The sequence below is a fragment of the Streptomyces sp. NPDC087300 genome (assembly GCF_044744425.1).
Classification (GTDB): domain Bacteria; phylum Actinomycetota; class Actinomycetes; order Streptomycetales; family Streptomycetaceae; genus Streptomyces.
Genome location: NZ_JBIUYI010000001.1, coordinates 866,818 through 890,834 on the forward strand (window position 1 = coordinate 866,818; position 24,017 = coordinate 890,834).

A 24,017-nucleotide genomic window follows, 5' to 3' on the forward strand; every position below is an offset into this window, starting at 1 on the left:
TCCACCAAGTGGCCGGGTGAAACAGCACCCGGCCCCGCTCCCCCGCACCGGGCACGGACGGCGTCAGCCGCCCGTGCCCGGTTTCGTTCCCCAGATGTAGAGCCGGTCGCCCTTCTTCAGCAGGGCGTAGAGCCGCTTGGCGTCCCCGAGCGCCATGTTCACGCACCCGCCGGAACCGGCCGAGAACAGATCGGCACGGGTGCCGTGCAGGGCCTGTCCGCCGTTGAAGAACTGGGCGTACGGCATGGCCACGTGATAGATCGTCGAGTAGTGGTCCCGGTTCTTCCAGTAGATCCGCTGCCAGCCCCGCCGGGTCTCCAGACCGTCCCTGCCGGTCCGGATCGGCACCGGCGCGAAGACCAGCCCGCGGCCCTTCTGCACCCACAAAATCTGCCGGTTCAGGTCCACACAGGTGACGCGGAACGACTTGACGGGGCAGGCCCGCCGGGCCGCGGGGTCGCGCTTGACCCGGTCCGCGACGACGAGGCGGTACGTCCGCAGGGTCGCGCGGCCGTCCGCGGGACGGATGCCGAGCCGGAGCTGAAGCCGCCTGATGGCCGCGCAGTCCGCCGTGGACTGGCGGCCGTCGACGGGCAGTTTCAGCTCGCGCTCCAGCTCGCGTTGGTAGGGGGCCGTGCCCGCACGGCACGGCGCGTCGGCCGGAGCCGGGGCCGCCGACGCGTGCGCGGCGGGGACGAGCAGGGACAGGGCGGCGATTGACGAGAGAACCCAGCGCATGTCCCCAGCTTCACCACGGACCACGGCCGCGCACGTCGAGGGCCGCGGACACGCCCGCGACCGGCGCGGGCGTCAGGCCGCCGCGCCGTCGAGCACCCCGATGTCGAGCCCGTCCAGGCGCGCACGGTCCGCGATGACGTCGACCTCGGTGATCGTGTCGCCGGCGAAGGTGAAGCGCAGGGCGACGCGCAGCCGGCCGAGCGGGGCCATGACGAGCCCGACCGTGCCGTCGACGAGCGCGATCCCGGTGCTCCTGGCCCGGCCCATGGCGGCCATCGCGCCCTGGGCGACGACCTGGTCGCCGCGGACCACGACGGGTTCGGGCGTGGGGATGACCGAGGCGTCGGCGTGCAGCACCACACCGGGGTGCAGCAGGGTCACGAGCGCCTCGAAGTCGCCGCCCCTGGTGGCCGCGAGGAAGGCTTCCACGACCACGCGGCGGCGGGACAGGTCGGCGTCGGGCGCCGGGGTGCCGCCCTTGACCCGGCGGCGGGCGCGGCTCGCCAGCTGCCGGGTCGCGGCGGGGGTGCGCTCGATCATCGGCGCGATCTCGTCGAACGGCACGGCGAACGTGTCGTGCAGGACGAAGGCGAGCCGCTCCGCGGGCGCCAGGGTGTCGAGGACCACCAGGAGCGCCTGACCGACGGAGTCGGCCATCAGCGCCTCCTGCTCGGGGTCACGGCCCTCGTCGCGCACCGTGGCGGAGTCGGCGGCGAGCGAGTCGAGCGGCTCCTCGCTCCGGTGCGTGCGCGAGCGCAGCATGTTCAGGCAGATCCGGCCCGCGACCGTGGTCAGCCAGCCGCCGAGGTTCTCCACGTCACTGATGTCGGTGCGGCTCAGCCGCAGCCAGGTCTCCTGGAGCGCGTCGTCGGCCTCGCTGAGCGAGCCGAGCATGCGGTAGGCCACAGACCGCAGGTGCGGCCGGTGTTCCTCGAAGCGTGCCGCGAGCCCCGTTATGTCGTTCACCGTTTCTCTTTCCTCCGCTGCGTGGGCTTTCGCGGCGGCTCCGCGAAAGCCCAGGTGAAGGTACCCCGGCGCGGTGAGGGACTCTGCTGCCGCCCGGCCGTACGCCGTGCCGTGCAACCTCGTTGCAACGTCCCGCGCGCTGTGCTGGGTTCATGGCCCACGAAGAGAACGACCCGGACGAGCCGCACGGCAGCCCGCGCGTGGAGTTCACCCCCGACGCCGCCGACCTGGTGCGGCGCCTTACCCAGGACCACGGGCCGCTGATGTTCCACCAGTCCGGCGGCTGCTGCGACGGCAGTGCGCCGATGTGCTACCCCGAGGGCGAGTTCCGCACCGGGGCCTCCGACGTGCGGCTCGCCTCGCTGACGGTCGAGGGGGTCGCCGCGCCCGTCCCGTTCTGGATGTCGAAGAGCCAGTACGAGGTGTGGAGCCACACCCGGCTGATCGTGGACGTCGTTCCCGGGCGGGGCAGCGGCTTCTCCCTCGAGGCGCCGGAAGGCGTGCGTTTCCTGATCCGTTCCCGGCTGGTCGGCAGCTAGCGTCCGCGCCGGAAGCGGCCCGTCACCGCCCTCTGGTGCACTCCTCAACGGCCCCTCACACTGGGGCCGTTGACGGCCCGGAGACACCGGGGAACACCGGAGTACACCAAGGGTGGGACAGTGACGAGACGACGTGGAAGTCGGTTCAGAGCGGTCAGAACGGCAGTCACCGCACTGACCGCACTCGGCACCCTGGCCGGTGCCGCTCTCACCGGAGCGGCACCGGCCAGCGGCGCTTCACAGGGGGTCGCGGCCGGTACCGCGGCGCCCAGGACGTCCGCGATAGCGCCGGGCGTGTCCTACGGCTACTTCGACATACCGACCGCGCGCGGCACGGCCCGTGCCCATGTGCTCGACGTCGACCTGCGCGATCCGCGGGCGAGCGTCGGGCTGCTCTACCCGGGCAAGGTCGCCGCGCGGGCGCCCGTCTCGACGCTCGCCGACGACGTCGGCGCGGTCGGCGGGATCAACGGCGACTTCTTCAACATCACAGAGACCCAGCATCCGGGCGTGGAGGCGACCGGCGCCCCTGTCGGCCCCGCCGTCGCGAACGGTCACGCGCTCAAGGCGGCCGTACCGGACGGCCAGCGCTTCGGACCGGCCATGCCGCCGGGCGTGACCACCAAGGCCGTACTGGGAGTCGGTTACGACCGGCGTGCGCGCATGGACGACCTGACGCTTGACGGGCGGATCCGCACCCGGGACGCGCGGCTGCGGCTCGGCGGGCTCAACCAGTACGCGCTGCCCGTCGGTTCCGTCGGCGCGTTCACCAGCGACTGGGGCGCCGTCTCCCGGGTGCGCGCCACCTGCGGCACCGACACCAGCCGCGGCGCGCCGTGCAGTACGGACACGCACGAGGTGACGGTCCGCGGCGGGCGTGTCGTGGCCTCGGCCGACGCGCCGGGCAGCGGCCCGATAGCCGACGGCAGCACCGTGCTGGTCGGCCGTGAGGCGGGCGCGCAGCAGCTGCGGAAGCTGTCGCTCGGCGAACGGGTGCGGGTCGACCACCGGCTGGTGGCGGCCGGTTCGCACATACCGTTCCGCTTCGCGCTCGGCGGCTACCCGGTGCTGCGCGACGGCGCACCGCTGCCCGGTCTCGACCCGACCACGTCGGCGGTGCGCACGGCGGCCGGGATCTCCGACCACGGACGCCGTCTACTGCTGCTCTCCCTCGACGGCTCGCCCGAGTTCCGGGGCGGCCTGACCATCGCCGAAATCGCCGACACGCTCAAGGGGCTGGGTGCTACGGACGGCTTCAGCCTGGACGGCGGCGGCTCCTCGACGCTGGTCTCCGCCACGTCGACCCTGGTGGCGCGGTCACCGGGCGCCGACGCCGTGACCGTGCGCAACAACCCCAGCGGCGGGGCGGAGCGCCCGGTACCGAACGGCATCGGCGTGTTCTCCCGTAAGTGACGGAGCCGCCCGGCGGGTCGCGTCATACCGGGCCGGTCGTCCCGGGTCGTGTCATTCCGTGTCGCGCACCGCGACGAGCCCGTTGAAGACGCCCACGTAGGCGGTCCCGTCGGGCCCCAGCGTCACGGGCGCCCAGTTGTTGTCATAGGCGATGCCCGTACCGGCGAGCCGCTTCCACTTGGTCCCGCCGGTACGGAAGTCGACCGCGGTCAGGTACCAGGCGTCGACGCCGAGGCTGTTGGGTTCCTTCGTGTAGAAGTACAACAGGCCGTTCGCGGTGGAGAGTTTGGGCACGGTGGACGGGGAGCGCACACCGCTCTCCCAGACCGTGTCGCAGCCGCTGCCGTCCTCGCGCACGTCGATCCTGCTGACCCCGCCGACGACGCTGCGCCCGAAGGTGAGCGAGGTGATGTTCTCGTAGCCGTAGTTGTTCTCGACGACGATGCTGTCGCCCCAGGTGATCAGGGAGTTGTCGGTGGTGGACGCGCCCGCGCCGAAGACTGGCACCTTGCAGACCAGCCGGTCGGCCGCGGGGACGTCCGCGCCGCGCCGGTAGACGAGGACGTTCATGCGGTCGTCGGCGTTGTCGGTGATCGCGACGTAGTCGTCGTCCTCGCCGAAGAGGTCGGGCGTGGTGCCCGAACCCTGGTTGACGGAACCGGGCTTGGTCCCGGTGCCCCGGTCGTACGTCTCGCGCCAGACGGCTCGCGGAGTGCCGTCGGGCCCCGCCCGGAAGCTGTAGAGCGCGTGGTCGGAGACGATCGACACGCCGTCGTCGGCGACGGAGAACGAGTTCTGGATCTCCTCGCCGTCAAGACGGATCGCCCGCACGGCATCGGTCCTGGGATCGACGGTGCCGATCCGCCCATGCCGCGTCACCCACCAGATGCGCCCCTCCCAGTCCGGCATCACCGAGGTCACCGGGTCACACTCCCCGCTCGGGTAGAGGTTCGTCCAGGTCACGCAGTCGTGCGGGACGTGCGCCGTGAGGTCCCACTCCTTGTCGACGACGAAGCGCCATCCGCCGTCGGCCGTCCGTTCGTGGGCGAGCCTGACGATGTGCTGGCGCGAGTCGGCGAGGACGAGCCTGTCCTGGTCGTCGAGGTAGGAATAGGCGCCGCCCGAGGTGTCCTTGAAGATCCTGGAGAAGTCGAGCCGGGTGATCGCCTCGACGGTCGAAGGGCGCTGCGGCAGCTTGTACTCGGCGAGCGTGTCGAGCGTCCTGGGGTCGAGCAGTTTGACCAGGAAGCCCGTGAAGGTGCCGCAGACGGTGACGATGCGGCCGTCCTTGTCGAAGGTGACCGTCGCGCACTCGCCGCCGAGCGCCGCCATCTTCTCGCTGTCGACGGCGGGCTTCGCCCCCAGCGGCCCGCTCCAGGGGTACGTGCCGCTGCCCGCCGCGTCGGCGTGCATCCCGCTGCGGCCGTTGGCCGCGAGGTAGGGGTGTTGGGGCGGCGGGGTGCCGGGCAGCGGACGGGCGGCGGCCGGCGCGCCATCGTACTGCTCGACGAGCCGGTGGCCGGGCGCCTTCGGGATGTCGTCGGCCCTCGCGGGTCCCGGGGCGACGAGGGTCGCGGCGGCGGCCGTCGCGATCAGGACGAGCATGCGTGGCGTACGAGGCGTGCGTGGCATGCGCCGAAGCTAGGGCCCGCCCCTTGAAGTGTCCATGAAAACATGAGAGTTGTTCACGAACCCGAAAGGAACGGCCCGTCCCCGACCCTCAGTGTCCGGAGCGCGGGCTCACGGGCGCAGTCCGCTGACGATGTCGGCCGTGGCCGTCAGACCGTCGTGGATGGTCGGCGCCATGCTCGAACCCGCGAGGAAGAAGCCGAGGAGCGCACAGACCAGCGCGTGCGAGAACTTCAGTGCGCCGCTGCGCAGGAAGACCACCGCCAGGATCACGAGCAACAGCACCACAGAGATCGAGACAGCCACCGGACGTACCTCCTCCGCCACGCGGCACGCGGCTTCCGGCCGTCAGTGTGGCGCAGCGGAGGGGCCGTCCGGGCGTCTGACCTGTGCTCCGAACGGGTGCTATTGGTGCGGGTGTTGATCCGTGATGGTCACCGGCCGTGCGCGTCGAGGAACGTCTCCAGGCCCGCGAGGTCATCGGTGTTGAGGTGGTCGACACCGGCGGCGAGCAGCTCGCCCCAGACGGCGTCGCGCTGCGGTCCCGCCAGGTCGGGCGTCGCCCAGAAGCGGACGCGCTGGCCGCGCGCGTGGGCCGCGGAGACGATGCCGCGCAGCTTGTCCCGCTCGGCGGCGGGCATCGGACCCGTGCCCTGCCAGCCGAAGTTGAGCGTCCAGTTGTCGCTGATCAGCGGGATGAGCGAGGCGGGCGCAGCGGTGCCGAGGTCGGTGAGGCGGCCGTCGTAGAAGGCGTGCCTGATCTTCTGCGCCTCCATCGGGGCGCGGGCCGCGCGGTCGCCCGAGACCACCGCGGTGATCGCGGAGCGGCGGACCTTGCCGTACGTGTACGTCGTGAAGAGGCGGCGGTAGGGCCGCAGATGGCGGTGGAGTTCGGCGTACGTCGACGCGCCCTCGGTCTTGATGTCGATCAGGAGCTGGAAGGGCGTGCGGTGAAAGCCCCGGTACACGGACCCGTGCTGGGCGCGGACGCGGGCCGCCAGGGGGTCCAGGTAGAGGGATTCGAGGGTGCGGGTGGGGTCGAGGTCCACCGGGTCGTGGGCGACGAGGAGTTGGCCGTCCACGAGGTAGATGTCGGCCTCGACGCTGTTGAAGCGGTGGTCGAGCGCGTCGAACAGGGGCCGGGGGTGGTCGTAGTCGTTGTGCGCGTGGGCGCGGACCAGCGGGCGGGGCCAGGGGTGGTGGCCGCGCTCGCCCGCCTGCGCGTAGGCGGGCAGCGCGATGCTGCCCGCCAGGGCGGCGCCGAGGGTGGTGAGGGCTCTGCGACGGGTGGTGAGTGCCATGTCTGCCTCCCGGGGGCGAGTGGGTACGGCGTCGGGGTGCGACGCGCGGGTACGACGATGGGCGGAGCCTCAGTGAGTATGCGGCCCCGCCCCTGCCCGGCAACCCTGCCCGTACGGGAGTTGGCGCTATCGATGCCGTGCGTTCACGCCCGGTCCGCGAACACCTCGGGGTTGGCGCAGTGCGCGAGCGGTTCGCCGCGCAGGAAGCGGCCGACCTCGCCGGCCACGATCCGGGCGGCCTTGTGCGCGACCTCCTGGCTGGCGCCCGCGATGTGCGGGGTCATGACGATGCCGGGTGTCTTCAGGAGGCGCGAGTCGGCGGGCACCGGCTCCTGCGGGTAGACGTCGAAGGCGGCGCCCGCGAGCTGCCCGCAGTCCAGGGCGTCGCAGACCGCTTCGTAGTCGAGCAGCGCGCCCCGGGCGCAGTTGACGAGGACGGAGCCGCGCGGCATCTTCGAGAGCTGCGCGGCGCCGATCATGCCGGTGGTCTCCGGCGTCACGCGCGCGTGCAGCGAGACGACGCGGGAGCGGGTGAGCAGCTCGTCCAGGGACACCTGCTCGGCGATGCCCGCGAGCGCCTCGGGCCGTACGTAGGGGTCGTGGACCAGGACGTGCGCGCCCATCGCGACCAGGACCTTGGCGACGCGGCTGCCGATGGCGCCGTAGCCGATCAGGCCTACGGTGGCGCCCTCGATCTCGATGCCGCAGTTGTCGTAGTCGTAGTAGTCGCCGCGCCAGACGCCGCGCCGCAGGTCGCTGTGCGTGTCGCCGACGCCGCGCGCGGCCGCGAGGAGCAGGGTGAGGGTGTGCTCGGCGGTGGCGACGGCGTTGCGTCCGGGGGCGTAGCAGACGGCGACGCCGTGCCGGGTCGCCGCCTCCAGGTTGGCGTTGACCGGGCCGCCGCGGCTGATGCACATGAGCTTCAGGTCGGGGCAGTTGGCGAGGACGCGCTCGGTGAGGGGCGCCATCTGCGTGACGCAGACCTCGACGCCCTGGAGGGCCGCGATGAGCTCGTCCTCGGTGCCGGACGCCTCGTCGACCTCGCCGACAGGGCCGAAGGGGGTGTGCGGCCAGGGCAGCGTGATCTCGCGGACGTCGACGGCGCTGGTGCCCTCGGTCGCCCCGCGGACCTCTTCGGTGAGCAGGCGGGGCAGGACGAAGTGGTCTCCTGCGGCCAGGACGGTGGTGCTCATGGGGGGCTTCTCTCTGCGAGGTGGTGCGGGGCGAGGTCGTGCGGGGCGTTACGCGAGTACGGGGGCGACGGCGGCCGGCGCGTTGAAGCGGATGAGCGACATCTGGCCCTCGCGCAGCCGCAGTTCGGTGAGGGTGCCGTTGTGCAACGCGGGGAAGACCCGGCGGTAGTCGGCGAGCGGGATGCCCAACTGGCGGCACAGCAGCAGCCGTACGAGGGTGGAGTGCGCGACCACGAGGATCCGGCCCTCGGGGAACTCCGCCGCCAGGTCGGCGAGGCTCTCGCCCGCCCGCTCCGCCGCGGCGCGCGGGTCCTCGCCGCCGGGCAGGTGGTGGGCGACCGGGTCGCGCAGGAAGGCGGCGAGCTCCTCGGGGAACCGCTCGCGCATCTCGTCCCTGGTCAGCCCCTCGCCCCGGCCGAAGTCGACTTCGATCAGCCGCTCGTCGATCCGGGGCAGGAGGCCGAGCGTGTCGGCGGCGGGCGCCGCGGTGAGCCGGGCGCGGCTCAGCGGCGAGCTGACCACGGCGTCGATGCGCTCCCCCGCGGCCCAGGCGCCGAGCGCTGCCGCCTGGAGGAGGCCGCGCGAGGTGAGGTCCACGTCGGTGCGTCCCGCGTAGCGGTTGCCGTCGTGCCAGACGGTCTCCCCATGGCGTACGAGAATGAAGTCGGTCACTGCCCTGCCCTTTCCTGTGTGGCGCGCGTGCGGTGCGCGCGTTCCCGTGCGTGTGCGGCGACGGCCGGGTCCAGCCAGCCGCGCCCGACGAGCGCGTCGACGAAGCCGAGGTAGACGGGCGCCCAGCGGGCGGTGCGCGCGGGGTCGGGGAAGATCTCCTCGCCGGAGCGGACCATGGCGGCCGCCGCGTCCCGCACGGTCGCGCCGTCGGCGGTGGCCGCGAGCACCGCCATGCCGATGGCGCCCTCGGCCTGTTCGGGGACCCAGACGGGGCGGCCGAGGACGTCGGCGCGCAGCCGGTTCCAGTAGCGGTTGCGGGCGCCGCCGCCAGTGAGGGTGAGGGGGCCGTCGACGGGGGCGCCGATCAGGTCGAGGTAGTCGAAGCAGAGCCGTTCGACGCAGGCGACGCCGAGGAGGTGGGCGTGGAAGCGCTCGGCCTCGTCGGCGGGTTCGCCGATGACGAAGGGCGTGGCGTCCGGTGCGCGGAACGGGAAGCGTTCGCCGCCGGTGGACACCAGCGGGTAGGCGACCGCGTCCGTGTCGGACTCACTGGCCAGGACGGTCAGTTCGTCGAGGTCGGCGCCCGGGAATTCGCGGGCCACGACGCCCGCGCCGCTGCTGGACGCGCCGCCGGGCAGCCAGCTGTCGCCGGGGCCGCGGTGGCAGTAGACGACGCCGCCCGGGTCGCGCACCAGGTGGGGGCTCATGCCCTTGAAGACGAGGGTGGTGCCGAGCACGGAGTTCCAGGCGCCCGGGGTGAGGGCGCCCGCGCCGATCTGGGCCGCGCAGCCGTCGGTCATGCCCGCGACGACGGCGGTGCCCTCGGGGATGCCGGTCGCCTCGGCGGCCGCCGCGCAGACCGCGCCGAGGACGCTGCCGGGTCGTACGACGTCGGGCAACAGGCCTTCGGGGACGCCGAGTTCGGCGAACGCCTGCTTCGGCCAGTGCTCCTCGATGAGGTGGTAGCCGGTCTTCAGGGCGTGGCTCGCGTCGCTGGGCACCTGGTGTCCGGCGAGCCTCCAGGTGATCAGGTCGGGCTGGTGCAGCAGCCGGACCCCCGTACCGGCCGCCGCGGTCCCGTGCTCCAGGAGCCAGAGCAGTTTGGGCAGCGCCCAGGACGGCTGCATGGAGCGGTAGCCGAGCTCCCGCCAGATGTCCCCGCCCGCCGCGTTGGCGCGTACGGCCTGGTCGGCGGCGCGCCCGTCGTCGTACATCAGGCCCGGCGTGAGCGGGGTGCCCGACGCGTCGGCGAGGAGGATCGTGCCGGAGGTGCCGTCGATCGCGAGCCCGCGGACCCGTCCCGCGTCGATGCCGGAGAGCGCCTCGCGGCAGGCTTCGGCGAGCGCGCTCCACCACTGCTCGGGGTCCTGCTCGTGCCGGTTGCCCTCGCGTCGGCTCGTCAGCGGCCTGGACGCGGCGGCGAGCACCTCGCCGGCGGAGTCGACGGCGACGCAGCGGGCGCTCTGGGTGCCGAGGTCGAGCCCGAGCCAGACGGCGTCCGGGGGCAGTGTGGCGCCCTGGGGTGGTTGGTCAGGCACGGTGTGCTCCTTGCTGTGCTTGCTGTGCTGCCGTACGGGGTCCGGGGAAGGGGGCGGCGCCCGCGGCCCAGCCCGCGTCGCGGGCGAGGGTCCGCCAGGTCAGGAACGACTCGTAGAGGTCCGCGTAGTAGCCGGAGCGCTCCGGGTTCGGCTCCCAACTGCTGCGCATCCGCACGTACTTGGCGGCCGCGCTGTGCATGCTCGACTCGGCGCCGCTGAGGACCAGACCGGTGAGGAAGGCGCCCTTGGCGCCGAGTTCGGTGTCCGAGGAGCGGGCCGTGGGCACGCCGGTCGCGTCCGCGATGAGCGCGCACCACTCGGCACTGTTGGCGCCGCCGCCGCACAGCCGCAGTTCCGTGACGGCCGTGCGGGAGGCGACGAGGGAGTCGCGCAGCACGAGGGAGAGCCCGTCGAAGACGGCGCGGGCGATGTCGGCGCGGGTGTGGTCCAGGGAGAGTCCCCAGAAGGCGCCGCGGGCGCGCGGATCGAGGAAGGGTGCGCGCTCGCCCGCCGGGGAGAGGTAGGGCAGGAACATCAGGCCGCGGGCGCCGGGTTCGGAGGCGAACGCCAACTCGGCCAGTTCCGGGGGCCCTTCGAGGTGCAGGGTGCGCGCCGCCCAGTTGAGGACATCGGCGCCGTTGAGGGTGGGGAAGGCCCGCAGGACGCGCTCGCGGCCGCGGTAGGCGATGTTGATGCCGGACGGCTCGCCGCTGGTGTCGACGTCCTTGCGGACGATCTCCGTGCACAGCGTGGTGCCGAGGATGCTGCACGCCTGGCCCGGGTTGACGACACCGGCGCCACGGGCCGTGGAGGCGATGTCGTAGGGCGCCATGACGACAGGCAGCCCCGCGGGCAGGCCGAGTTGGGCCGCCGCCTCGGAGGTGATCTCGGCGATGCGCTCCTGTTCACCGAGGACCTTGGGGAGCAGCCTGGCGTAGGAGCTGAGGCCGAACAGGGCGACGGTCTCGGGGTCGTAGTCGCCGGTGGCGTGGTCGAGGAAGGGAGCGGAGGCGTCGGACTCGTCCATGGCGGCCACGCCGGTCAGGCGCAGGAACAGCCAGCCCGCCGCGGTCAGCGAGGCGGCCGAGCGCGCGAGCCGCTGCGGGTCGTGCGAGCCGAGCCAGCTGAAGATCGCGTTGGGCATGCCGCTGCACGTCAGGGAGCCGTTGCGGCGGAACGCCTCTTCAAGGACGCCCTCGCGTTCCCAGCGGGTGAGGATGTCGCCCGCGCGCCCGTCGGACCAGAGGATCGCGGGCCCGGTGGGCCGTCCCGCGGCGTCGACGAGCCAGGCGCCGTCGCCCTGCGCGGTGAACGTCACCAGCCAGACGGGGTCGGTGACGTCGGACAGCGCGTTGCGGACGGTGTAGACGACGGCGTTCCACACGGTGTCCATGTCCTGCTCCGCCCAGCCGGGGTGGCGGCGGTGCACCTCGGTGGCCAGGCGCGAGACGGCGAGTTCATTGCCCTGGTCGTCGAAGACGACCGACTTGATCATCGTGGTGCCGACGTCGATGGCGAGTACGGACATGGTTCACAGTCCCTTCGTGGCGGATGCGCCGACGGGTCCCTGGGCGTCGGCGGGAAGCGGCTGTGGCAGGCGTACCGCGGAGTCGGCGGCGGGGGTAGTGGTCCGCAGCGCCAGGGTGAGTACGGCGCTGACCGCGTGGAACCCGGCGAAGATCCATACGACGCCGCCGACCCCGAGCGGTCCGAGGAAGAGGCTGACGACGAGGGGTCCCACGAAGGTCGAGGCGCCCGCGCCCAGGTTCAGGGCGGCCATGGCCTGCCCCTTGTGGGCGGGCGCGATGGCGGTCATCAGCGCGGAGAGCGGCACGTACCCGGAGAGCGTGGCGCCGTAGAACACGGCGACCAGGACGCACAGGGCGTACTGCGAGCCGACGGCGGACGGCACGTAGTACAGGACGAGCGTGGACAGGGTGCAGCCGACGCCACCGAACCAGGCGACGGTGGCGCGCCAGCCGACCTTGTCGCCGACGACCCCGAAGAGCAGGTTGGTGACGATGTTGGTGGCGAACATCAGGGCGAGCAGCCGCAGCCACTGCGCGTTGCTGAGCCCGATCTCCGAGACGAACCAGGCGGGCAGCATCACCAGGAAGCCGAACTGGGAGGCGGTGTTCAACATCCGCACCGCCGCGCCCGCGCCGACCCGGGGCTCGCGGTAGAGGATCGTCAGGCTGCCGACGAGCCCGGCCATGGGGCTCTCCCCCGCGGGCGCCAGGCGCGCGGAGCCGGTGCGCTCGCGGATCAGGAGCAGCGGTACGAGCCCGCCGACGACGACCACGCCGAGCGCGGCCCACAACGTGCCGAGCTCGCCGACGTGCGGGATCAGCAGGCTCGCGGTGAGGGAGCCGAGGGTGGGCAGACCGGCGGAGAACGCCGACCAGAACCAGCCCATGGCGCTGCCCATCTGGCGCTGCGGGGCGACCGCGGCGATCCACACGAGGAAGGCGTACGCGAAGAGCGGGAAGGCCAGGCCGCGCAGTCCGTAGCCGAGGAGCAGCAGCGGATACGCCTTGCTGGGGATGGCCACCGTCAGGAAGAAGACGTGGGTGACGGCGAAGGCGACGAGGCCGAGCCACATGACGCGGCGCGGGCCCCAGAGGTCGGAGAGCGCCCCGGCGAACCAGGCGGCGACCGCGCCCGTGACGCCGTACACGGTGAAGACCATGGCGACGTCGGCTGCCGGGATGCCGAGGCCTTCCAGGTACGGCGAGAGGTAGCCGGCCTCGACGCCGACACCTGTCATGAAGATCAGGAGTCCCAGGTATCCCCAGGAGAGGGCGGGCGGGATGCCGAGTCGTGTGAAGACGGAACTCGGGGTGTTTGTCATTGAAGCTCCCCTACGACAATGGCGGCGACGAGTGCTGGCAGGACCGAGCTAACAATTGGCCGAAAACCCACGTCAAACACGTGGGGACATCTCCCGTGACGAGGGTCTTTCGCCGTGTGAGGAGGGCTTAGGTCCCCGGGCTCCGAGCAGCGGGGCGGCCCGGCCGCCGCCCTGAGGGACTGTGAAATCCATGAGATCATCACTTGGCGATTTCACACGGGCATGACGCACAGGGGCCGATACAGCGGCCGGCACACGGGGCGCCGCGGGGCGCCGGACGAGGAGAGCGGCATGGCGACGGCCGACCGGGCGGACGTCCGCGAGGAGCGGCGCGGGCACATCCGCGAATCGGTGGTCGCGAACGGTTTCGTACGCGCGGCCGACCTCGCCGACGAGTTCGGCGTGAGCCTCATGACGATCCACCGCGACCTGGACTTCCTCCAGTCGCAGGGCTGGCTGCGCAAGGTGCGCGGCGGCGCGACGGGGCTGCCGTCCGCGCAGTTCCACGGCAGCGTCGCCGAACGCATGTCGACGATGGCGCAGACCAAGCAGCACCTCGCGCGGGCGGCCGCGCGGGAGCTGGTGCCGGGGCAGACGGTGCTCCTGGACGACAGCACGACCTGTCTGCACCTGACGCGCCTGCTCACCGAGCGCACCCCGCTGACGGTGATCACCAATTCGCTGCCCGCGATCACGGCCCTCGCCAAGGAGCCGGGCGTCTCACTGATCGCCCTCGGGGGCAGCTACTTCCCCGCGTACGACGCCTTCATGGGCCTGCACACCGCGGACAGCGTCGAGGCGTTCCGCGCGGACGTGCTCTTCATGTCGACGACCGCGGTGACGCGCGGCCGCTGCTACCACACGTCTCCGGAGACGGTGCAGGTCAAGCGCGCGATGATGGCGGCGGCCACCCGCCGGATCCTGCTGGCCGACCACACCAAGTTCACCCGCGACGGCCTGTACGCCCTGGCGCCCCTGACGGACTTCGACCTGCTGGTGGTGGACGACGGGCTCGCGCAGGACGAGGTCCGGGCGATCCGGCAGGGTGGCACGGAGGTGCGGGTGGTGCCACGTGGCTGACGCGGGTCGGGCCCCGTCAGGGGCGCGGGGAACTGCGCGACGAGCCACGACGCGCCCGCGGCCGCGAACCAGCCTCAGGAGGCACCCCTAGGCGGCCAGTTCCTCCCACCGCACGGTGCGCCCGCACCACCGTTCGAGCAGCACGCGATCATGGCCGACGGCCAGCAGGCCCGCCCCGGACTCGCTCCGGTACTCCTCCACGGCGCCGACCAGCGCGGCCGTCGTGGAGGCGTCGAGCATCGCCGTCATCTCGTCGCAGATGAGCCACCGCGGCCGCAGCACCAACGCGCGTGCCAGACAGGCCCGTTGCAGCTGTCCGTCACTGACCTCGTGCGGCCGCCGCCCCAACAGGTCCGCACCGAGCCCGACGACGGTCGCCAACTCGGCGACGCGGGACGCCGCTTCGGAGCCGCGCCCCACCGCCCGCAAGGGCTCGGCGATCAGATCGGTCAGCGAGAGCCGGGGATCCGCGGAGAGCCTGGGCTGCTGGAAGACGACACCGAACGCGGTCCGCTGCGCGCGCGGCGCCGTGTGCCGCCATCCGCCCGCGGGCTCCCCGTCGATGACGACCCGCCCGGCGTCGGGCCGGTGCAGGAGCGCCGCGACCCGCGCCAGGGTCGACTTGCCGCAGCCGCTGGGCCCGAGAAGCCCGACGGACTCGCCGGGCGCGATGGTGAGGTCGACGTCCCGGACGACGGGGGCGCGCCGGTCGTATCCGGCGGTGATGCCGCGCAGTTCAAGCACGGGGTGCCTCCAGCACGTCCGCGTGGGGGTGGTGACAGGCCGCGGATCCGGTCAGCGCGGGGACCGCGGCGCACGCCTCGTCCGCACGGTCGCAGCGCGCGGCGAACGCGCACCCGGCGGGGAGCGCGGACAGTTCGGGCGGCATGCCGGGGATGGGCGTGAACTCCCGCTCGGGCAGGGCGTTCAGGAGCCCCCTGGCGTACGGGTGCCGGGGTCCCGGCGCCCCGAAGAAGCCTGCCGCGTCGGTGAGTTCGACCACGCGGCCCGCGTACATCACCGCGACCCGGTCGGCGATCCGCTCGGCGGCGGCGAGGTCGTGGGTGATCAGGAGCATCGCGCGGTCCTCGCCGACGTGCCTGCGCAGTTCGTCGACGGTGCGTTCCACGAGGTCCCTGTCGAGTCCGGTGGTGGGCTCGTCGGCGAGCAGCAGCGGCGCGTCACCGATGAGCGCGAGCGCGGTGGCGGCGCGCTGGGCGAGCCCGCCGGACAGCTCGTGCGGATAGCGGTCGAGGTGCCCCGCGGGGAACGCGGCGCGCTCGGCGGCCGCCACGGCCGCGGCCCGCAACTGCGGCCTGCGCACGCCCATGAGCTCGCGCAGCGTCTCCTCCAGTTGGGAGCGCACGGTCCGTACGGGCGTCAGATGCGCGGCGGGACTCTGCGGTACGAGGCCGACGCGCCGCCCGCGTACGGTGCGGGCAAGGGTCGGCTCGTCGGCGGTGAGCAGGTCGGTGTCGCCGAGCAGCGCGGACCCGGCCGTCTCCGCGTTCTGCGGGAGCAGCCCGAGCAGCGCGGAGGCGAGCACGGACTTGCCGCAGCCGCTCTCGCCGACCAGGGCGAGGCACTCCCCCGCCGCGAGGTCGAAGGTGGCGTCGGTGACGGCGGCGACGTGGCGGCCACCGCGCATGCGGAACCGTACGGAGAGGCCCTGTACGGACAGGACGGGGACCGTCACAGCATGAGCTCCGATCGGCGCCGGGGGTTGATGCGCTCCCGCCAGGCGCCCGCGAGGCCGGCGATCGCCAGGGTGGGCACGATGATGAACAGGCCGGGGAAGAGCGTCGGCCACCAGTCGCCCGCGAGCAGCGAGCCGCGCGCGCTCTGCACCAGGGTGCCGAGGCTGGCCTGGTGGGAGGGGAGCCCGAGGCCGAGGAAGGACAGCGCCGACTCGTGCCAGATGGCGTGCGGCACCATCAGGACGGCCGCGAGTCCGGCCTGCGGCAGGACGCCGGGCAGCAGGTGCCGCACGGTGACGCGCAGCCGCGACGCGCCGCCGGAGATCGCCGCGTCGACGTAGGGGCGCGAACGCAGCGAGAGGACCTCGGCGCGCACGATGCGGGCGGTGGAGAGCCAGTGCGTGAGCGCCACGGAGACGACCACGGGCCAGACGCCGGGCCGGAACATCGCGACGATGAAGATGCCGAGCAGCAGGTGCGGCACGGACGCGAAGACGTCCACGAGCCGCATCACGACCCGGTCGACCCAGCCTCCGGAGGCGGCCGCGAGGGCGCCCACGGCCGTGCCGATGACGGTGGCGACGACGGCCGCGACGACTCCCACCAGGAGCGAGACGCGCAGTCCGTAGACGCAGCGCAGCAGCAGGTCGCGGCCGACGTCGTCGGTCCCGAAGGGGTGCTCCCAGGACGGCGGCCGCAGCTTGGCCGCCAGGTCGACGGCCTGTTCGTCGAGGTGCACGAGCGGCGGTACGACGAGGACGGCGAGGACGACCGCGGCGACGAGCACCGCGGAGGTGCGCATCCGCCACGCGCGCGTGGAGCGGCGCGCGCTTCCGTGCGCGCGCCAGACGAGGTCAGCCATCGAAACCCACCCTGGGATCGGCGAGGCCGTACAGGAGGTCGGCCACGAGGTTGCCGAGCAGGACCGCGGCGGTGGCGAGCGCGGTCAGCGCGGCGAGCAGCGGGAAGTCCACGGCGGTCGCGGCCTGCACGGTGGCCGCGGCGATGCCGGGCCAGCTGAAGACGGTCTCCACCAGGAGCGCCCCGGTGATCAGTTCGGGCACGCGGGAGCCGATGAGCGTGAGCACGGGCAGCATGCCGGAGCGCAGCGCGTGCCCGAGCAGGACGGTCCGCTCGGCGAGGCCACGCGCGCGTGCCCCGCGTACCGGGTCGTCGCCGAGCGCGTCGCCGACTCCCTGGCGTACGTAGAGGACGAACCAGGGCAGCTGGGAGACGGCGAGCACCCCCGCGGGCAGCACCAGGTGGCTCGCGACCTGGCCCGCCGTCACGGTCGAGCTGGCCGTGTCGGTCAGTCCTCCGGAGGGCAGCACGCCCAGTTTGAGGGCGAACAGCCAGACGGCGAGCAGGCCGAGCCAGAACGGCGGCGCGGCTTCGAGGGTGTACGCGAGGGAGGTGACGGCGCGGTCGAGCCAGCCGCCGGGGCGGCGCGCGGCGAGCACGCCGAGTGTGGTGCCGAGCAGGATCGCCACCAGGAACGCGGTGGCGGCGAGCAGCACGGACCAGCCGATCCGCTCGCCGATGACGTCGGCGACGGGCTGGCGCAGCGTGCTGGACTTGCCGAAGTCGCCGGTGAGGGCCGAGGTGAGCCAGTCCCACCACTGGCCGACGAGCGGCTTGTCGACGCCGAGGTTGGCGCGCAGCTGGTCGAGGTTCTCCTGCGAGGCGGTGAGTCCCGCCGTGCCCGCGTACGCCTTGACGGGGTCGAAGGGCGACGCGGCGGCGATGGCGAAGACGCCGAAGGTGACGACGAGCATCACCGGCACGGCGAACAGCGCCCGCCGTGCGGTGAGCCGGGCCATCGGCCCCCAGGGGAGCCGGCGCGCGGCCGGCTCCTCCGGAGCCTTCGATATCGCGGAGGTCACTTCTCCGGCTGCCAGTCCTCGACGTTCCACCAGGGACCGGACGCGAGGCCGTGGTCGTGCGGCTCGACCTGGGTGCTCAGGTCGCCGAAGCGCTTGTCGACGACGTAGAGGTGGTCGATGTGGGTGAGGAAGGTGTAGCCGGGGTTCTTCACCAGTTCGCGCTGGACGGTGTCGTAGGCCGTCTGGCGCTCGTCGCGGTCGCCGCTCTTGCGGGCCTCTTCGAGGGCCTTGTCGACCTTGGCGTTGTCGTAGTGCGCCATGTTGTTGAAGCCGTCACCGGCGAGGGAGGACTTCAGGAGCGTGTACTGGTCGAAGTCCGGGTCGGCCGGGGAGCCGCCGCCGCCGAGGACCGCGTCCTTGGGCATCCGGGGCTCGATGACCTCCCACGTGCCGGACTGCACCTCGACCTTGATGCCGAGCTTCTTGGCATCGGAGGCGTAGGCGAGGGCGTGGTCCTGGCGGAGCTTGTCGCCGGAGAGGTACCAGAGCGGGAACTTCGCCTGGACGCCGCCCTTTTCGCGGATGCCGTCCTTGCCCGGCTTCCACCCGGCGTCGTCGAGGATCTTCTTCGCCTTGGCCGCGTCGAACTTGCGCTCGGTACCCTTGGTGAACCAGGGGCTGTCGGTCGGGACGGGCCCGTAGGCCTCCTTGCCCGCGCCGTCCAGGATCGAGTCGACCATGGCCTTGCGGTTCACGCCGACGTCGAGGGCGCGGCGGACGTCGGTGTCGCCGGTGACCTTGTTGCCGGTGGGCAGGGTCACCACGCGGTAGTCGAAGGTCTTGGCGGCGTACGTCTTCTTGTCGCCGTCGTTCGCGTACTTCTTGGCGAGGTTGGGCGGCAGGATGGCGCCGTCGAGCTCACCCGCGTCGAGCCGGGTGGCGCGGATGTCGTCGTCCTTGATGATCGCCATCGTGAAGTTCTTGACCTTCGGCGCACCGCCCCAGTAGCCGGGGTTGGCCTTGAAGGTGAGCTTCTCGCCCTTGGACCACTTCACGAGCTCGTAGGGGCCCGTGCCGACCGGCTTGGTGGTGAAGTCGCCGGTGTTCACGTCCTGCTTGCCCGCGATGTGCTCGGGGGCGATCGGCAGCACGGTGCGCTCGGCGAACGGCGCGTAGGGGTACTTCAGGTGGAAGACGACGCCGTCCGCGCCCTTGGCCTCGACGCTCTTGAGGGCGTCGAGCTCCGTCTTGGCGGCGTTGTTGGTCTTCTTGTCGAGGATCGTCTCGTACGTGAAGACGACGTCCTTGGCCGTGAAGGGCTTGCCGTCGCTGAACTTGACGCCCTTGCGCAGCTTGAACGTGTAGGTCTTGCCGTCGTCGGCGACCTCGGGCAGCGCGGCCGCGAGCGCGGGCTTGAGCTTCATGTCGGCGTCGTGCGTGAGCAGTCCGTCGAAGATCTTCGAGTTGCCGTCCTTGCCGTAGCCGAGGAGCGGGCTGAGGGTCTCCGGCTCGTACGCGATGCCCACGACGGCCGAGTCCTTGGCGCCGCCGCCCGCGCTGTCACCGGGCGACGAGCAGGCCGTGGCCGCGACCGCTATCGAGACGGCCGCAGCCAGTCCACCCGTGCCCCGTATCGATCGGGCCCTCATTCCACACCCCTACTGAAGATCAAGTGTTATTGCGAACAGCTCGCAATTATGCCTTACGTAATGGGGGCGTAAAACGCGCAGCCCGGACCCGGTACGTGCATAACACATCAAATACGGACCACGAGTGACACCGCCGGGTCCCGATCGGACGCGACCCTTCCGCCGTGCCCGTTCGGTCATGCCTCTCTGCCCTCCGGAACCTGGCCCCCGGGCGGCCCGCCGCGTATGCATGGAGGGACTTCATGGCAGCGTGGGGAGAGGTATCTTGCACGAGCACGACAACGCACGGCAGCGCGGACCCGGCCGGGGGAACGCGCCCGCGCGCAAGGCCGGGACCGCACCCGGAGCCCCCCGCGAGCAACTGCTCGCCCTCCAGGCCGAAGCGGGCAACGCCGCCGTCGTCCAGATGCTGCGCGCCGCGGGTCACGCACAGGAGCAGGAGGAGCACCGGCACGGCGCGGGATGCGGACACCAGCAGGCCGAACCGGCCGTGCAGCGCTCCGCCGTCCACGACGTGCTGCGCGGCAGCGGACGCCCTCTCGACGAGGGCACCCGCACCGACATGGAGGCCAGGCTCGGCGCCGACTTCTCCGACGTGCGCATCCACGACGACAGTGCCGCCAAGTCCTCGGCCGCCGAGGTCGGCGCCCGCGCCTACACCTCGGGCAGCCACGTCGTCATCGGCGACGGCGGCGGCGACCGGCACACGCTCGCCCACGAGCTGACCCATGTCATCCAGCAGCGCAGCGGCCCCGTCGCGGGCACCGACAACGGCAGCGGACTGCGCGTCTCCGACCCCTCGGACCGGTTCGAGCGCGAGGCGGAGAGCAACGCGCACCGGGTGCTCTCGGGCCCGGCTCCCGAGGTCGCGGAGGCCGACACCGATGTGCAGCGGGCCTCCGCCACGGCGGGCTCGCCCGCCGTCCAGCGCGTCGCCGACGCCCCCTGGCGGGCTTCGAGCGGCACCAGGATCCTGGACATCATCGTCGGCGGGGGCAACGACGCGGAGAGCCCCCGCCGGGTGCTCGGCGGCTTCGACTTCGGCCCCGAGTGCCGCAACAACGGCGGCAACAACCTCATCTCACGCCCCAAGACCGTGACCGTCAGCCACGAGGGCAAGACGGCCAAACTGGCCGTGCACCTCAACGTGATGCTGGTCCTCGGCAACGAGACGGGAAACGGCAACTCCTCGGCCGTGAAGATCAAGGGCACGCACTTCCACCTGACCGCCCGCCCGCTGGACGGCCAGAACCTCATCGACGACGCGGGGGCCTCCGCCCTCACCGCCCAGGACTCCATACACGTCGGTCCGGGCAACGCCGCGACCGGCTGGGACAGCAGGCCGCCGAACACGGCCAACCTCGCCGCGGCCGTCGGTGTGCCCGCCGCGCAGGTCGTCGCCGCGCTGGAGGACCGCTTCCCCGCCGCTGACACCGTGGGGATCGCGCAGTTGTTCGCGCGGGACGCGGGCCGCGCCGTCATCCACGGCCTGCTGCCCGAGAAGGTCACCGTGACCTGGGAGGGCGACAGCTCCTTCCCGGTGTGACAGGTTCCTGCCGGGCCGCCCGAAAGCGGCCCGGCAGGGACACGGGACGCTCAGGGAGCCCGCAGGTCCACCAGCTCCGCCAGCGCCTCGCGGTGGCGTCCCGCCGTGCCGAAGGCGATCGAGTCGGCCTTGGCTCGCTTGAGGCACAGATGCACGGGGTGCTCCCAGGTCATGCCGATGCCGCCGTGCAACTGGAGCGCCTCCTCGGCGACATGCACCGCGACGGGCGCCGCGTACGCCTGCGCGAGCGACGCCGCGACCTCCGCGTCCGCGCTCCCGGTGGCGAGCGCGTCGGCCGCGTTCCTGGCCGCCGCGCGGACGCCCACGACCTCCAGCCAGAGCTGGGCGAGCCGGTGCTTGAGCGCCTGGAAGGAACCGACGGGCCGGTTGAACTGGTGCCGTTCCTTCGTGTAGCGGACGGTCTCGGTCAAACACCATTCGGCCAGGCCGAGTTGCTCGGAGGCGAGCAGCGCCGCACCGGCCCGCAGGCCCGCGCGCACCGCGGTCCGCGCGTCGGGCGTCAGCTCACGGGCGCGTGCCGCGTGGAAGGTCACCGTGGCGAGCGGCCGCGTCAGGTCGAGGGAGACCTGCGGGGTGACGGTGACGCCGTCCTGCGCGATGTCGACGGCGTACAGGGCGCCGTCGGCGGGCACCAGCAGCACATCGGCGCCCGCGGCGTCCGCGATGCCGGTCAACTCGCCCTGGAGCGCACCCCCTTCATGCCGTACGCCGCCGGTCAGCGGTGCGCCGGGCGCGACGGCGTGGCCGACGGCGAGCGCGCCGATCACTCGGCCGGAGGCGAGCGCGCCGAGCAGCTCGGCGGCCTCGCCGGCGCCTGTGTCCGCTTCCGTGTCCGCTTGCGTCCCCGCCTTCGTGTGCGCTTTCGCGCCCACGCAGGCCAGCAGCGCCTCGGTGGCGACCACGGCACTGGTGAGATAGGGCACGGGCGCCACCGCGCGGCCCAGCTCCTCCAGCACGACGGCCGCTTCGCGGTGCGAGGCACCCTGGCCGCCGAGCCGCTCGGGGACCAGGAGCCCGGCAAGGCCCATCTCCCCGGCGAGGGTCTTCCACAGCTCCAGGTCGTGCGGCCGGTCGGTCTCGACGCGCGCGAGCACGGCGGCGGCGTCGCAGCGGTCGTCGAGGAGGCCGCGCACGGCGGCGCGCAGCGCGTCCTCCTCCTCCGTGTAGAGAAGATCGCTCATCGGGCCAGGTCCTTCCAGGCGACGTCCTTGTCGGTACGCGGTTCGGAGGGCAGCCCGAGGACCCGCTCGGCGACGATGTTGAGCAGGACCTCGCTGGTCCCGCCCTCGATGCTGTTGCCCTTGGCGCGCAGATAGCGGTAGCCCGCGTCGCGGCCCACGAAGTCGACGAGTTCGGGCCGCCGCATCGTCCAGTCCTCGTACAACAGGCCTTCCTCGCCCATGAGTTCCACCTCCAGGCCGCTGATCTCCTGATTGAGGCGGGCGAAGCCGAGCTTCATGCCGGAGCCCTCGGGTCCCGGATGGCCCGCCACGAGCTGCTGGCGCAGCCGCTCGCCGGTGAGCCTGGCCACCTCGGCCTCGACCCAGAGCTTGAGGAGGCGCTGATGGAGGTCGTGGGTGCGCAGTTCGGGGCGCTCGCGCCAGGTCTTGGCGACGATGCCGATCATGCCGCCCTCGCGGGGGATCCGCGCGCCGCCGATCGAGACGCGCTCGTTCATCAGCGTGGTCTGGGCGACCTTCCAGCCGTCGCCGACCTCGCCGAGGCGGTGCGCGTCGGGGATGCGCACATCGGTCAGGAAGACCTCGTTGAACTCGGCCTCGCCGGTGATCTGGCGCAGCGGCCGCACCTCGACGCCCGGGTCGGTCATGTCGCACACGAAGTACGTGATGCCGCGGTGCTTCGGCGCGTCGGGGTCGGTGCGGGCGATGAGGATGGCCCAGCGGGCGACGTGGGCGCTGGAGGTCCACACCTTCTGCCCGTTGACCACCCAGTCGTCGCCGTCCCGGACCGCGCGGGTGCCGAGCGCGGCCAGATCGGATCCGGCGCCGGGCTCGCTGAAGAGCTGGCACCACACCTCCTCGCCGACCCAGAGCGGCCTGAGGAAGCGGCGCTTCTGCTCCTCGGTGCCGTAGGCGAGGATCGTCGGCGCGGCCATGCCGAGGCCGATGCCGATGCGGCGCGGGTCGTTGTCGGGGGCGCCCGCGGCCTCCAGTTCGGCGTCCACGACGGCCTGCGCCGAGCGGGCCGCGCCGAGCCCGCCCAGGCCCTCGGGGTAGTACACCCAGGCGAGTCCGGCGTCGAAGCGGGCCTTGAGGAAGTCCGTGCGGTCCGTCGTGGCGGGCGGGTGCGCGGCGAGCAACTCCTGGGTGCGGATGACCAGTTCGGCGGCGTCGGTCATGCTGCTCCTCCGTACGGCAGGACGGCGACGCGTCCGGTGGTCACTCCGTCGGCGACGCGCTGGACCGCGGCGGCGGCCCCTTCCATCGGGACGCGCTCGCTGACCAGCGGCTTGATCGCACCCTTGGCGGCAAGCTCGGTCAGCTCCTCGTGACAGCGCAGGATCAACCGCGGGTCCTTGCTCGCGTACAGACCCCAATGCAGGCCGAGGATCGAGTAGTTCTTCACGAGCGCGTGATTCAGCGCGGGCGTCGGGATGGCGCCGCTGGCGAAGCCGACCACGACGATGCGGCCCTCAAAGGCCACGCACTTGGCCGACTTGGCGTAGGCGTCGCCGCCCACCGGGTCGTAGACGACATCGGCGCCGCGGCCGCCCGTGGCCTCCTTCACCGCGCCGACTACGTCGTCCGCGCGCCGGTCAAGGACCAGGTCGCAGCCGAGATCGCGGGCGACCGCGGCCTTCTCGGCGCCCCCGACCACGCCGATGACCGTGGCGCCCGCCGCCTTGCCGAGCTGTACGGCGGCGCTGCCGACGCCGCCCGCGGCCGCGTGCACCAGGAGCGTCTCGCCCGCCTGGAGGTGCGCGCGCCGGTGCAGGCCGAACCAGCCGGTCTGGTAGCCGATGTGCAGCGCGGCGGCCTCGGCGTCGTCGAGCGCGTCGGGCGCGGGCAGCAGGGCCGTGGCGTCCGCGACGGCGTACTCGGCGAAGCCGCCGTACGGCAGTGCGGGGTTGGCGATCACGCGGCGGCCGTCCTCGGTCTCGCCGCAGATCTCCACGCCGGGCGTGAACGGCAGCGGCGGCCTGATCTGGTACTGGCCACGGCAGAGCAGCGCGTCCGGGAAGTTGATGTTCGCGGCCCTGACCTTGAGGAGCAGCTGCCCCTCGCCCGGCTCTGGCCTCGCCACCTCGCCGAGGCGCATCACCTCGCCCGGCTCGCCGTTCTCGTGCACTTGCCATGCCTGCATGCGGGGCCTCCACGGGGCTGTCGTAGACCGGGCTCCA

The 24,017-nt window shown here is 72.6% G+C and carries 22 protein-coding genes; 4 read left to right on the plus strand and 18 right to left on the minus strand.

Annotated features, from left to right (window positions below; genetic code table 11):
- Positions 1 to 63 precede the first annotated feature (63 nt).
- Both ACIO9J_RS03535 and ACIO9J_RS03540 read right to left on the minus strand, forming a co-directional pair.
- Positions 64 to 738, minus strand: a complete 675-nt coding sequence (locus tag ACIO9J_RS03535) for a L,D-transpeptidase (protein ID WP_401991829.1) — start codon at positions 736 to 738, stop codon at positions 64 to 66.
- Positions 739 to 810: 72 nt separating this feature from the next.
- Positions 811 to 1,704 carry a sigma-70 family RNA polymerase sigma factor gene (locus tag ACIO9J_RS03540; RefSeq protein WP_401991832.1) on the minus strand — a complete coding sequence of 298 codons (894 nt, stop codon included), beginning with the start codon at positions 1,702 to 1,704 and terminating at the stop codon, positions 811 to 813.
- 152 nt (positions 1,705 to 1,856) lie between these two features.
- On the opposite strand from ACIO9J_RS03540, the gene ACIO9J_RS03545 reads away from it, so the two are divergent.
- Together ACIO9J_RS03545 and ACIO9J_RS03550 are read left to right on the plus strand one after the other, a co-directional pair.
- Positions 1,857 to 2,243, plus strand: coding sequence for a DUF779 domain-containing protein (locus ACIO9J_RS03545; protein ID WP_401991834.1), 387 nt, complete (start codon positions 1,857 to 1,859; stop codon positions 2,241 to 2,243).
- A 120-nt stretch (positions 2,244 to 2,363) separates the two neighbouring features.
- A complete protein-coding gene (locus ACIO9J_RS03550) occupies positions 2,364 to 3,656 on the plus strand; it encodes a phosphodiester glycosidase family protein (protein ID WP_401991836.1) in 1,293 nt (430 codons plus the stop codon).
- Positions 3,657 to 3,707: 51 nt separating this feature from the next.
- On the opposite strand, the gene ACIO9J_RS03555 is transcribed toward ACIO9J_RS03550, so the two are convergent.
- The 8 genes from ACIO9J_RS03555 to ACIO9J_RS03590 all read right to left on the minus strand — a co-directional run bounded on the left by ACIO9J_RS03555 (position 3,708) and on the right by ACIO9J_RS03590 (position 12,840).
- Positions 3,708 to 5,288 (minus strand): hypothetical protein, encoded by a 1,581-nt coding sequence (locus ACIO9J_RS03555; RefSeq protein ID WP_401991839.1) that lies wholly within the window; start codon positions 5,286 to 5,288, stop codon positions 3,708 to 3,710.
- A gap of 108 nt (positions 5,289 to 5,396) precedes the next feature.
- Complete coding sequence (locus tag ACIO9J_RS03560; protein ID WP_401991842.1) at positions 5,397 to 5,591, minus strand: hypothetical protein; 195 nt, start codon at positions 5,589 to 5,591, stop codon at positions 5,397 to 5,399.
- Positions 5,592 to 5,719: 128 nt separating this feature from the next.
- A complete protein-coding gene (locus ACIO9J_RS03565; RefSeq protein WP_401991845.1) occupies positions 5,720 to 6,586 on the minus strand; it encodes a phosphatidylinositol-specific phospholipase C/glycerophosphodiester phosphodiesterase family protein in 867 nt (288 codons plus the stop codon).
- A gap of 143 nt (positions 6,587 to 6,729) precedes the next feature.
- Positions 6,730 to 7,779, minus strand: coding sequence for a 2-hydroxyacid dehydrogenase (locus ACIO9J_RS03570; protein ID WP_401991848.1), 1,050 nt, complete (start codon positions 7,777 to 7,779; stop codon positions 6,730 to 6,732).
- A gap of 48 nt (positions 7,780 to 7,827) precedes the next feature.
- Positions 7,828 to 8,451, minus strand: a complete 624-nt coding sequence (locus ACIO9J_RS03575; protein WP_401991851.1) for a histidine phosphatase family protein — start codon at positions 8,449 to 8,451, stop codon at positions 7,828 to 7,830.
- Positions 8,448 to 9,989: an FGGY-family carbohydrate kinase gene (locus tag ACIO9J_RS03580; protein ID WP_401991854.1), complete on the minus strand. Its 1,542-nt coding sequence runs from the start codon at positions 9,987 to 9,989 to the stop codon at positions 8,448 to 8,450. The genes ACIO9J_RS03575 and ACIO9J_RS03580 overlap by 4 nt, the downstream gene beginning before the upstream one ends.
- Positions 9,982 to 11,517 carry an FGGY family carbohydrate kinase gene (locus ACIO9J_RS03585; protein WP_401991857.1) on the minus strand — a complete coding sequence of 512 codons (1,536 nt, stop codon included), beginning with the start codon at positions 11,515 to 11,517 and terminating at the stop codon, positions 9,982 to 9,984. The genes ACIO9J_RS03580 and ACIO9J_RS03585 overlap by 8 nt, the downstream gene beginning before the upstream one ends.
- Positions 11,518 to 11,520: 3 nt before the next feature.
- The gene (locus ACIO9J_RS03590; protein ID WP_401991860.1) at positions 11,521 to 12,840 is read right to left on the minus strand and encodes an MFS transporter; all 1,320 of its coding nucleotides are present in this window, start codon (positions 12,838 to 12,840) and stop codon (positions 11,521 to 11,523) included.
- A gap of 291 nt (positions 12,841 to 13,131) precedes the next feature.
- On the opposite strand from ACIO9J_RS03590, the gene ACIO9J_RS03595 reads away from it, so the two are divergent.
- Entirely contained in the window at positions 13,132 to 13,920 is a 789-nt protein-coding gene (locus ACIO9J_RS03595; RefSeq protein WP_401991863.1) for a DeoR/GlpR family DNA-binding transcription regulator, read from the plus strand.
- A gap of 87 nt (positions 13,921 to 14,007) precedes the next feature.
- Here the strand turns inward: ACIO9J_RS03595 and ACIO9J_RS03600 are convergent, their stop codons facing one another.
- Genes ACIO9J_RS03600 through ACIO9J_RS03620 form a run of 5 tightly spaced genes read right to left on the minus strand, consistent with a single transcriptional unit; the run spans position 14,008 to position 19,089 of the window.
- Complete coding sequence (locus tag ACIO9J_RS03600; RefSeq protein WP_401991866.1) at positions 14,008 to 14,664, minus strand: ABC transporter ATP-binding protein; 657 nt, start codon at positions 14,662 to 14,664, stop codon at positions 14,008 to 14,010.
- Positions 14,657 to 15,568: an ABC transporter ATP-binding protein gene (locus tag ACIO9J_RS03605; RefSeq protein ID WP_401993035.1), complete on the minus strand. Its 912-nt coding sequence runs from the start codon at positions 15,566 to 15,568 to the stop codon at positions 14,657 to 14,659. Before ACIO9J_RS03605 ends, ACIO9J_RS03600 begins: the two co-directional genes overlap by 8 nt.
- Positions 15,569 to 15,612: 44 nt before the next feature.
- Positions 15,613 to 16,479, minus strand: a complete 867-nt coding sequence (locus ACIO9J_RS03610) for an ABC transporter permease (RefSeq protein WP_401991868.1) — start codon at positions 16,477 to 16,479, stop codon at positions 15,613 to 15,615.
- The gene (locus ACIO9J_RS03615; protein ID WP_401993038.1) at positions 16,472 to 17,437 is read right to left on the minus strand and encodes an ABC transporter permease; all 966 of its coding nucleotides are present in this window, start codon (positions 17,435 to 17,437) and stop codon (positions 16,472 to 16,474) included. Before ACIO9J_RS03615 ends, ACIO9J_RS03610 begins: the two co-directional genes overlap by 8 nt.
- A gap of 59 nt (positions 17,438 to 17,496) precedes the next feature.
- The gene (locus ACIO9J_RS03620) at positions 17,497 to 19,089 is read right to left on the minus strand and encodes an ABC transporter substrate-binding protein (protein ID WP_401991870.1); all 1,593 of its coding nucleotides are present in this window, start codon (positions 19,087 to 19,089) and stop codon (positions 17,497 to 17,499) included.
- Between the two features lie 265 nt (positions 19,090 to 19,354).
- Between ACIO9J_RS03620 and ACIO9J_RS03625 the strand changes: the two genes are divergently transcribed.
- Entirely contained in the window at positions 19,355 to 20,635 is a 1,281-nt protein-coding gene (locus ACIO9J_RS03625; protein ID WP_401991873.1) for a DUF4157 domain-containing protein, read from the plus strand.
- Between the two features lie 50 nt (positions 20,636 to 20,685).
- Here the strand turns inward: ACIO9J_RS03625 and ACIO9J_RS03630 are convergent, their stop codons facing one another.
- From ACIO9J_RS03630 to ACIO9J_RS03640, 3 genes are read right to left on the minus strand one after another with little or no spacing between them, the layout of a single operon-like run.
- Complete coding sequence (locus ACIO9J_RS03630) at positions 20,686 to 21,837, minus strand: acyl-CoA dehydrogenase family protein (protein ID WP_401991876.1); 1,152 nt, start codon at positions 21,835 to 21,837, stop codon at positions 20,686 to 20,688.
- Positions 21,834 to 23,015, minus strand: a complete 1,182-nt coding sequence (locus ACIO9J_RS03635) for an acyl-CoA dehydrogenase family protein (RefSeq protein ID WP_401991879.1) — start codon at positions 23,013 to 23,015, stop codon at positions 21,834 to 21,836. The genes ACIO9J_RS03630 and ACIO9J_RS03635 overlap by 4 nt, the downstream gene beginning before the upstream one ends.
- A complete protein-coding gene (locus ACIO9J_RS03640) occupies positions 23,012 to 23,980 on the minus strand; it encodes an NADPH:quinone oxidoreductase family protein (protein ID WP_401991882.1) in 969 nt (322 codons plus the stop codon). Before ACIO9J_RS03640 ends, ACIO9J_RS03635 begins: the two co-directional genes overlap by 4 nt.
- Positions 23,981 to 24,017 lie beyond the last annotated feature (37 nt).

Bases quoted from the DNA above. Each gene is read 5' to 3' on its own strand.
- ACIO9J_RS03535 (WP_401991829.1), bottom strand. From the start codon at position 738: ATGCGCTGGGTTCTCTCGTCAATCGCCGCCCTGTCCCTGCTCGTCCCC.
- ACIO9J_RS03545 (WP_401991834.1), top strand. From the start codon at position 1,857: ATGGCCCACGAAGAGAACGACCCGGACGAGCCGCACGGCAGCCCGCGC.
- ACIO9J_RS03555 (WP_401991839.1), bottom strand. From the start codon at position 5,288: ATGCCACGCACGCCTCGTACGCCACGCATGCTCGTCCTGATCGCGACG.
- ACIO9J_RS03565 (WP_401991845.1), bottom strand. From the start codon at position 6,586: ATGGCACTCACCACCCGTCGCAGAGCCCTCACCACCCTCGGCGCCGCC.
- ACIO9J_RS03570 (WP_401991848.1), bottom strand. From the start codon at position 7,779: ATGAGCACCACCGTCCTGGCCGCAGGAGACCACTTCGTCCTGCCCCGC.
- ACIO9J_RS03585 (WP_401991857.1), bottom strand. From the start codon at position 11,517: ATGTCCGTACTCGCCATCGACGTCGGCACCACGATGATCAAGTCGGTC.
- ACIO9J_RS03590 (WP_401991860.1), bottom strand. From the start codon at position 12,840: ATGACAAACACCCCGAGTTCCGTCTTCACACGACTCGGCATCCCGCCC.
- ACIO9J_RS03595 (WP_401991863.1), top strand. From the start codon at position 13,132: ATGGCGACGGCCGACCGGGCGGACGTCCGCGAGGAGCGGCGCGGGCAC.
- ACIO9J_RS03605 (WP_401993035.1), bottom strand. From the start codon at position 15,568: ATGCGCGGTGGCCGCCACGTCGCCGCCGTCACCGACGCCACCTTCGAC.
- ACIO9J_RS03610 (WP_401991868.1), bottom strand. From the start codon at position 16,479: ATGGCTGACCTCGTCTGGCGCGCGCACGGAAGCGCGCGCCGCTCCACG.
- ACIO9J_RS03615 (WP_401993038.1), bottom strand. From the start codon at position 17,437: ATGGCCCGGCTCACCGCACGGCGGGCGCTGTTCGCCGTGCCGGTGATG.
- ACIO9J_RS03620 (WP_401991870.1), bottom strand. From the start codon at position 19,089: ATGAGGGCCCGATCGATACGGGGCACGGGTGGACTGGCTGCGGCCGTC.
- ACIO9J_RS03630 (WP_401991876.1), bottom strand. From the start codon at position 21,837: ATGAGCGATCTTCTCTACACGGAGGAGGAGGACGCGCTGCGCGCCGCC.
- ACIO9J_RS03635 (WP_401991879.1), bottom strand. From the start codon at position 23,015: ATGACCGACGCCGCCGAACTGGTCATCCGCACCCAGGAGTTGCTCGCC.
- ACIO9J_RS03640 (WP_401991882.1), bottom strand. From the start codon at position 23,980: ATGCAGGCATGGCAAGTGCACGAGAACGGCGAGCCGGGCGAGGTGATG.